The sequence below is a fragment of the Bradyrhizobium sp. Crot121 genome (assembly GCF_059512385.1).
Map to the genome: position 1 here is coordinate 1 of NZ_JCAMOR010000161.1, position 6,473 is coordinate 6,473.

The window sequence follows — 6,473 nt, forward strand, 5'->3', positions numbered from 1 at the left end:
AACAAAAGAATGGACTTACGGCGACCTTTGCAATCTTCGTCTCGGCCATGAAGAAAGCGCTTGTCCATCTCATCCGTCGTCCGCAAGTGGTCCCAATGCTCGGCGGGGAATTCGTAGAAGGCCAGCAGCGTCGCGATCTTTCGTCAGGCACGCGACCGTCTTATCGTACTTCGCTCCGTATTTCTCGGCAAAGACGTCGATCGCCACTTCGGCCGAAGCTCGGTTGGGCGCCAAATAGACCTCGCGCAGATCCTTCTTCATGCTGGCCTGTACCGACACAGAGACTTTGTTCAAAATATTCGCGGTTTTGTGCACCCAGCACCGCTGATGTCGCGTGGCGGGAAAGACCTCGTCGAGCGCCTTCCAGAAGCCGAGCGCGCCTGCTGATCGGCGCGACGCCGGAAGGCAAGGAGGAACTCATCGGCTTCCAGGTCGGCGTGCGCGAGAGCGCGCAGAGCTGGCACGAACTGCTCGTCGAGGCGAAAATCCGTGGGCTGAAGATGGCCCCGGAAATCGCCGTCGGTGACGCTGGATCGCAGCGGCCGAACCGAAGGTGCGGCGGATCGCCTTCGACAACGCCTTCACCCGCCTCGATACGCCGCCTATCTCAGGCCGTCATCACCCACCTTCCCGCATAGCTCAACCTCATAGCGCTGGGCCAGATCGGCCACCGTCGCTTGCTCCCGCACAGCTTCCAGCGCGATCTTTGCCTTCAAACGGCGCCGATCCCCGTCTGGATCGTCCGCACTGGACCATGGCCGTGCCGCACGAGGCGATCGCGGCCGTCGGGAGGCTTCAAGCCCTTCATCGCGGCGAGAAACGCCTCGGCTTCCATCTCGACAGCCTGCGCAAGCAGCTGCCGAGCCCCAGATCGCAAAATATTCGTCACACCAGCATGCATTCGCTGTGGTCTTCCATGCGAGCCTGCAGGAAGACGCCGTCCGCCCACACGTATACGTACCGGCGCGCCGACAGATCGCGCTTCTGCCAACGCTCGTACTCGCTCTGCCACTCCGTCGTCAGTCTGGAAACCACCGCCGGAGAAAGATTCGGCGCATCCTTGCCCAAGAGCGCCGCCAGCGCCTCCTGGAAGTCGCCTGTCGAAATGCCTCGCAGGTACAGCACCGGCAAAAGTGCGTCCAAACTCTTCGTGCGCCGTGCCCACAACGGCAGGATCGCCGAGGTGAAGCGAATCCGATCGCCATCGCTGGTCACCGCGCCATCCCGAATCGTTACCCGGGCGACTTCGACGGCGCATCGATCTTGCGTCGTGTCTTCGTCGTCATCATGCCCTCCGTCTAGCAAACGGAGCGGCCCAGTGGATCGTCGATCTCATCGGGCTGACGCAATGGGACAATGTTGCTATGCTCGTTCATGGCGTATCGCTCTCATGTGAGGTTCTGGCAGGCTTCGACGCGCCGGCGGTGCTCACTTCAGAGTGAGCTCTAAACGAGAAGCGTTTCCGATACGAACACATTACAAATGCAGCTCGATTCAACGTTGACGCTCCAGGAGTTGAGAGGTCTATAACAAAGCGGCGACTTCTGAGCTCGATATCGAAAGGAAAGTCAACTTGCCGCTCGTAAAACGTCCATCACCTCACTCCGGGCGCGGTCAAACTGTAAGCAGCGTTCGGCCATCACGTGAACTGAGTACGCTTTTGGATATCGACGCGGACGACTACGCACCGATGGACGATCCCAAGCTATTCATGAATTCTCGTGAACGCCGGCTTATGGCGTTGCTAAAAGCTGTTAAGGCCCGCGATGAAAAGCAGAAAACGAGCATTCACCGCTGAAAGTCGAAGTTTACTGAAGGATCGCTACGTGGCTGCAGATGATGAAAACATGATGGAGTCCGTCGATAATCCAGACGGCTCCGAGGTCGTCAATACGGGCAGCCCCTCTGTGGTCGGCGATAATCTCGACGTCACCGCTAAAAGATTGGCTGCGCTTCAACTCAGGGTAAACCGGCGCACCGATGCCGCCAAACTTCCCTCGACCGACGACCTGTTGATTGCGGTCAAGGACACCACGCTTAGAGAACACGGCCTCAGCATAGTGCTGTTAAATTCGAACGGTTTCGAAGACCCTCTTGAGAAGAACGTATACACGTTTTTTACTGGTGCGGACTTTCAGGCTCTCCCCAAGCTCGGCAACAAAACCGCCAAGCAGATGGACGAGGAGCTTATCTACATCGAGTACGCAGGCAACTACTATACGAAGAATGGACTTTGGAATGCCATTACGGCTGCCGACGGTCAAAAAACCACGATAGAATACAAAAATTCGGAGTTCAGGAAACTCACGACAGCACTTGGGCTGACCGCGGAGCGTGATAACGACCTGTTCCCAGCCGGCGAAACAAAAAAGAGAGATAATGACGGAAAGATAGTGCTTAAGGGTGGAAAACCCGAAATCGTTCCGACTTTTAAACTCGATGGCGAAGAGCAACGTTACAAGACTCCAGCCGGGTACAGGCGACGAGAGGTCGCCCATACAAATCCGCACACTAGCGGCGAGCAAGCTCCCGACATCATGCTTCGAATGAAGAGCGGAGTCATGAAAGGGTTTTCGCGCCTTCCGGACGATGGTTATCATGAGTGTACGGCTAGGAAACTAGAAGCCAGTCTCGGCGGCACCATATGGCTGAAGTCAAAACTTCATGGCTACCAAACCATCGACTTCATCGAGCGCACGCTTGGAGAGAATCAGGCCACGCACCGCTTACGCGACTATGTCGGCGAAAGCCGCGGCTATAACCAGGATACCCACACTGCCTATGTGAAGATCGACACGACATACTTCCCGATAAAGGAAGTTGTCGACCTACTACCCGACGACGTAGCGGTGCAAGCCGTCCAGGGACCACCCTCCATGGATGCAATGGACCATCGGATTATAGTCAGAATGCCGGAGGGCAATACGTTCGTCACACCGGACTTTCTATCAAAGAAGCATCCTGAATACTTTCGGGAGGTGTGCAAAGAGCATGGCATCAACCCGCAATGGGGCACATTCAAACCAAATGCGCTTTGGAATAAGATGCTTGATAAGTACGCATCCCATGATCGCGTACTCGTGGAGGTAGATGGGACCCTTGTTGAGGGTCATTCAATTGAATTGCCGGACGGCAAATCCATAATGGATACGTACCCGCCAGAAAAGATATTCTACGCCCAGGATGGAAAGGCGAGCGGCGTAAGTTACACGAAACCCTCATTCACGTCACTTGCTCAAACTATGCAGAGGGCTGGCCAAGAGAAGAATAAGGGTGAAAAGATGGATCTTCCAAATAGCGTAACGGAACAGCTTCTGTCGCGTCAGGGCGGCGAGTCGGGCGGCACCAGCGATACGAGCAGGCCGCAGCGGCCGCCAAGCGACAGATACGACGATCGGAACGACAGAATACGCGACCATGCCCGTAGTTCGTAAACCTGACAATTGTGCGCACGCAGCCGCGCGTGTAAGTGGAGAAAGCCGGTTGTCAAAGGACAACCGGCAACGCCGTTCCACGCGGCGCTGTGCATGAGTTCGACAGCCTTCCATGGTTCCCTTTAGATCGAAAAACTTTGCAGAAGAGCCAACTCATGGTCGACATTAAAAAAAACCAATCAAGCTGAGCGAACTGGAGAGTCATATACATCTCTTACATCTCTGCTGGATCCGCAGGGAAACGAGCTGGGCAGAAACATTACGTCCCATCGAAGGCTTTGGAACAAAAGGTCGGCCACGTTCGACGAACGCACCTTCCAATTACCCGAAACCAAACATACCCTTGGCAAGTTGTACAAACGTGAAACGAAATAGGTGGGCAGCCATGCGAAGGTCGTTACAACAACAGTGTTGGGAGTAAAATTGAAGACGCGCCTGAAGGGCCCTTCAAGAGCATGAGAAAAATGCCAAGCAAATGAGGGCTGCAGAAGCAATGCAGCATAAAGCGCGGGCGAGGGACGCTGCCATAGATGCCGCGCCCGATTTCCTTGTCGGTGATGAGTGCGAAGCCAAGAGCGGCGTGGGCCCTCCCGATGTCGATGGCTGAAAAAATCGAATGCCCAATCGTGTGACGTGAAACGGCACGGCGCAGCATTGCTACTGTGACCGGGGCTAGCGATGCGTATTGTTGACTCAGGACATGAGACGATCATTGGGGTCCAGCCAGAAACTTGAAAGGCTTTCATTCGGTGCAGCTTTATCGCTGCCGCTCGGCGTATTTCTGGCGAGCGTCTATGCTAATTTCCAGGATGGCGTTACTCTCCAGGCGATCCAGAACTTTGACATCTTGGCAATTTGGTACGAGGCGCCCTTTTACCGAGGCTATGTGACGCAGGTCTTCTACCGCGGAGTGACGATTATCGGCCTCACGGCTGTCGTCGCGTCGCTTATGCTAGCCGCGATAGTGCTGAAGCCTCAGCACCATGGCACGGCCCGCTGGGCGCGCTTTGGTGAGATGAAAAAAGCTCGCTATATCGTACCCTATCACAGGATTTCCGGACCAATCTTTGGCAAGACGGTGGGTCCGGGCTGGCCGGGTCAGTATCTGAGCAATGGCGAGCAGCCGCACAGCCTGGTGGTAGCGCCGACCCGCGCCGGCAAAGGCGTCGGGATTGTTATTCCTACGCTGCTGACGTTCAACGGCTCGGTTCTGGCGCTTGACGTTAAAGGCGAACTGTTCGAGCTGACGTCGCGCGCGCGAAAAGCCCGGGGCGACCAGATCGTTAAATTCGCCCCGATGGACCCGGGAGGGCGCACCCATAGCTACAATCCAGTTCTTGACATCGTCTCTATGCCGTCGGAGCGGCAGTTTAGCGAAGCGCGCCGTCTTGCTTACAACTTGCTCACGCCGAAGGGCAAAGGGTCGGAAGGCTTTATCGATGGCGCAAGGGATCTGTTCGCCGCCGGTGTGCTCGCTTGCATCGAGCGTGGCACGCCGACGATTGGCGCCGTCTATGACCTGTTCACCTTGCCCGGAGAAAAGTACAAGCTCTTTGCCCAGTTGGCGGAGGAGTGTCAGAACCAAGAAGCGCGCCGCATCTTTGATAACATGGCAGGAAATGACACCAAGATTCTCACGTCCTACACGTCGGTCCTTGGAGATGCTGGCCTTAACCTCTGGGCGGACCCGCTAATCAAAGCGGCGACGACGCGATGCGACTTCTCGATCTACGATCTCCGCCGCGACCCGACCACAATTTATCTTTGTGTGAGCCCAAATGACCTTTTGGTCATCGCACCACTGGTTCGCCTTTTCTTTCAGCAAGTAGTGGCGGTCATGCAGCGCTCTATGCCGACCAAAGATGAGATATTTGAGGTCTTGTTCCTGCTTGACGAGTTCAAGCATCTCGGCAAGCTGGAGTCAGTGGAGACGGCCGTCACCACAATCGCGGGCTACCAGGGCCGGTTCATGTTCGTCGTACAGAGCCTCTCGGCTCTAACCGGCCTGTATGATCAGGCGGGGAGGGAGACGTTCCTCAGCAACACCGGGGTGCAGGTCTTCATGGCCGCGGCCGACGACGAGACGCCCATCTACATTTCCAAGGCGGTCGGCGACTACACGTTCCGCGCCAAGTCGAAGTCATTCACGCTAAGCCGAATGTTCGACACCAACATCCAGCTCTCGGATCAGGGAGCCAACCTGATGCGGCCGGAGCAGGTCCGCCTGATCGATGAGAACAGCGAGATCGTCCTCATCAAGGGACAGCCACCCCTGCAAATGCCCAAAGTGAAATACTACTCAGACCGCATACTAAGGCGCATCTTCGAGAGCCAGACCGGCCGACTGCCGGAGCCAAAGCCCATTACTCAGCAAGTTGCCGCATCCGCTAAGCCGTTGCAGTGCGTGCAGGAGAGAGAAGAGATCGTCTGCACAAGCGACCGCGGGTGTTTTGCCGTTAATCAAGCAGACACGTTCGCTACCGATTCCATCAATCTCGCCCACGGCGAGAACTATCTCGATGTTGTCGACAAGGATCCGGATAATCGTCGGATCGGACATGAGGTAGAAACCTCAACGTCGGAAGAGGAAGCGCAACCTGGCGCCGCCGATGAGGGGGCAATAAGGAAACGGTGCGAGCACGAGGCGGGGGACCGTGCATTCGCGGGCGCAAAGGCTCATCAGACAGGACCTGTGTTGGAGTCGGACGAAGACGAGGCGGTGGCGCGCCAGCGCGCGCTGCTCAACCGGATTATCTCACTGCAGAAGCGCCGCCGTCATAATCTGACTTGACCTTCCGCTGAGCGGCAGCCGGCGTCAGTTGGCGCGTCGGATGAGCCTCCTCCGAATTGATGGAGACCTGTAGTAGTGAGCGAACGCTGCGGCGTCTCCTCATCATCGGGGCGAGTGCGGTGGTGAAGCTGGCTCGCTGACGCGGTCCATCGCAAGGGACATGGCTGGAGTGCATGCTCGCTCGTAAGCCGCCCATGCTTGTCGCCGTCGCTCTCGCCAACAAGATGGCTCGCACCGTTTGGGCTTTG

Annotated in this window: 4 protein-coding genes and 5 pseudogenes; 6 read left to right on the forward strand and 3 right to left on the reverse strand. The window is 56.6% G+C overall.

Annotated features, from left to right (window positions below):
* A pseudogene (locus AC5ZGW_RS44990) lies at nucleotides 1–381 on the reverse strand (transposase); the annotation flags it as partial.
* Here AC5ZGW_RS44990 and AC5ZGW_RS44995 point away from each other — a divergent pair.
* Nucleotides 381–527, forward strand: a pseudogene (locus AC5ZGW_RS44995) (transposase); the annotation flags it as partial. The pseudogenes AC5ZGW_RS44990 and AC5ZGW_RS44995 sit on opposite strands and share 1 nt — an antisense overlap.
* A gap of 188 nt (nucleotides 528–715) precedes the next feature.
* On the opposite strand, the pseudogene AC5ZGW_RS45000 reads toward AC5ZGW_RS44995, so the two are convergent.
* A pseudogene (locus AC5ZGW_RS45000) lies at nucleotides 716–880 on the reverse strand (IS256 family transposase); the annotation flags it as partial.
* Between the two features lie 8 nt (nucleotides 881–888).
* A pseudogene (locus AC5ZGW_RS45005) lies at nucleotides 889–1,329 on the reverse strand (transposase); the annotation flags it as partial.
* A 244-nt stretch (nucleotides 1,330–1,573) separates the two neighbouring features.
* Here AC5ZGW_RS45005 and AC5ZGW_RS45010 point away from each other — a divergent pair.
* The 5 genes and pseudogenes from AC5ZGW_RS45010 to AC5ZGW_RS45030 form a co-directional block, all read left to right on the forward strand.
* Entirely contained in the window at nucleotides 1,574–1,798 is a 225-nt protein-coding gene (locus tag AC5ZGW_RS45010; RefSeq protein ID WP_130231354.1) for a hypothetical protein, read from the forward strand.
* Nucleotides 1,799–1,826: 28 nt separating this feature from the next.
* A complete protein-coding gene (locus AC5ZGW_RS45015; RefSeq protein WP_130231352.1) occupies nucleotides 1,827–3,434 on the forward strand; it encodes a VirE2 family protein in 1,608 nt (535 codons plus the stop codon).
* Between the two features lie 126 nt (nucleotides 3,435–3,560).
* On the forward strand, nucleotides 3,561–3,809 hold the full coding sequence (locus AC5ZGW_RS45020) for a hypothetical protein (RefSeq protein ID WP_130231358.1): 249 nt from the start codon (nucleotides 3,561–3,563) through the stop codon (nucleotides 3,807–3,809).
* A gap of 325 nt (nucleotides 3,810–4,134) precedes the next feature.
* Nucleotides 4,135–6,225 (forward strand): type IV secretion system ATPase VirD4, encoded by a 2,091-nt coding sequence (gene virD4 / locus AC5ZGW_RS45025; RefSeq protein ID WP_130231356.1) that lies wholly within the window; start codon nucleotides 4,135–4,137, stop codon nucleotides 6,223–6,225.
* A gap of 65 nt (nucleotides 6,226–6,290) precedes the next feature.
* Nucleotides 6,291–6,473 (forward strand): annotated as a pseudogene (locus tag AC5ZGW_RS45030) (IS110 family transposase); the annotation flags it as partial.

Coding starts and splice junctions, on each gene's coding strand:
- virD4 (WP_130231356.1), top strand. CDS start 4,135: ATGAGACGATCATTGGGGTCCAGCCAGAAACTTGAAAGGCTTTCATTC.